We start from the raw sequence: 1,484 nt of genomic DNA, 5'->3' as shown, positions 1-1,484 counted from the left end.
GTCCGGGCGCGGGTTCCCCGTGCGCGGGCGGCTCCACCACGCCCGTCACGGCGTCCCTACGACGGCGGCATCAGCACCGTGTCGACCAGGTTCACCGTGGCGTTGGCCGTCGGCGCATCGCCGCAGACGATCTTCGAGGAGTCGTTCACCGTGAACGCGGTGCCGGAGCCCTTCGTGGTGAGGTCGCTCCCCTCCAGCGTCTTGAAGGTGCCGTCCTCCATCTGCTGCGTCGTGACCTTCTCGCCCACCACGTGGTACGTCAGCACCTTGGTGAGCCGGTCCTTGTCGTTGAGGAGCGCCTCCAGATCAGCCTGCGGGATCTTCTCGAACGCGGCGTCGGTCGGCGCGAACACCGTGATGTTCTCCGCCTTGTTGAGGGTGTCGACCAGGCCGGCCTTTATCACCGCGTCGACGAGGGTGGAGAGTTCGGGGTTGTTGGACGCGGCGGTGGCGGCCGGGTCCTTGGCCATGCCCTCCAGGCTGCCCGCGCCCTCCTTCGGCACGGAGGCGCAGGCGGGGCCGTACGGATCGGCGGTGGCCGCGGCCTGCGCCTGCGGAGCGAAGAACGCCGGAGAGGCGGGAAGGGCGAGTGCCGCGGCGGCCGCCGCGGTGCGCTGCAGACGGGTGATCGTCGTGATGTCTCCTCCGGCGAGCGAGGGGGCTTCTCCATCGCCCCACGGGTCTTCTCCGTCATCTCCACGCTGACCCGCATCCGCTCGCCGCGCCCGCCGCGTCGATTCTGCGTCGAAACCGCCTCCCGGTGCTCCGCACGGCATTGATCGGCCGCGTGGGGGCAACCGGGATGGCATGAATAGCCGTTCTGTAACAGCGCAGGGGCGTGGCCAGGCCCGGCGTGCCGCGAACAGCGACGCCATGGAGATGGCGGGCCGTGCCGGGTTCGCGGCCCGCGGGGTGATCTACGTCCTCGTGGGCTTCCTCGCCCTGCGGATCGCGTTCCCCGGAGGCGACAGGAAACAGGCCGACCGGGGCGGCGCGGTCGCGGAGATAGCCGAAAAGCCCTTCGGTACGGCTCTGCTGTGGGTGCTGGGCCTCGCAGTGGCGGGCATGGCGCTCTGGCGGCTGTCCCAGGCGCTGTTCGGCGGGGCAGGACCCGACGAGCACAAGCCCGGCAAGCGGGCCATGGCCGCGGTCCGTGCCGTCTTCTACGCGTTCGTCGCCTACTCCGTGCTGTCCTTCGCGGCCGGTGACTCCGGCAGCGGCGGCGGTTCGTCCGACCAGCAGTCGCAGGACATCACCGCCAAGGCGCTCGGCTGGCCGGGCGGTCAGTGGATCGTCGGGATCGGCGGCGCGGTGGTGGCGGGCGCGGGCCTCTGGATCGTGGTCCGGGCCATCATGCGGAAGTACCACAAGCACCTGAAAATGTCGAAGATGTCCCGCAAGGTCCGCCGCGCCGTCGACATCACCGGTGTGTTCGGCGGGATGTAAATCTTAAGCGTCTTCGCGGCGGCTGGAGTTTTGGAGTG

1 protein-coding gene and 1 pseudogene are annotated in these 1,484 nt (G+C 69.9%); one reads left to right on the top strand and one right to left on the bottom strand.

Translation table 11 applies throughout. The features are described 5' to 3' along the window. Window positions 1-56: 56 nt before the first annotated feature. On the bottom strand, window positions 57-638 hold the full coding sequence (locus ACFWM7_RS35270; RefSeq protein WP_383268867.1) for a fasciclin domain-containing protein: 582 nt from the start codon (window positions 636-638) through the stop codon (window positions 57-59). A 169-nt stretch (window positions 639-807) separates the two neighbouring features. Here ACFWM7_RS35270 and ACFWM7_RS35265 point away from each other — a divergent pair. Then, window positions 808-1,440 (top strand): annotated as a pseudogene (locus ACFWM7_RS35265) (DUF1206 domain-containing protein); the annotation flags it as partial. Window positions 1,441-1,484 lie beyond the last annotated feature (44 nt).

Origin of the sequence: Streptomyces sp. NPDC058375 (assembly GCF_042723425.1) — a bacterium.
Lineage (GTDB): Bacteria > Actinomycetota > Actinomycetes > Streptomycetales > Streptomycetaceae > Streptomyces > Streptomyces durocortorensis.
Note: the sequence above shows the minus strand (reverse complement) of the source record. Positions and strands in the feature narration are given on the sequence as shown.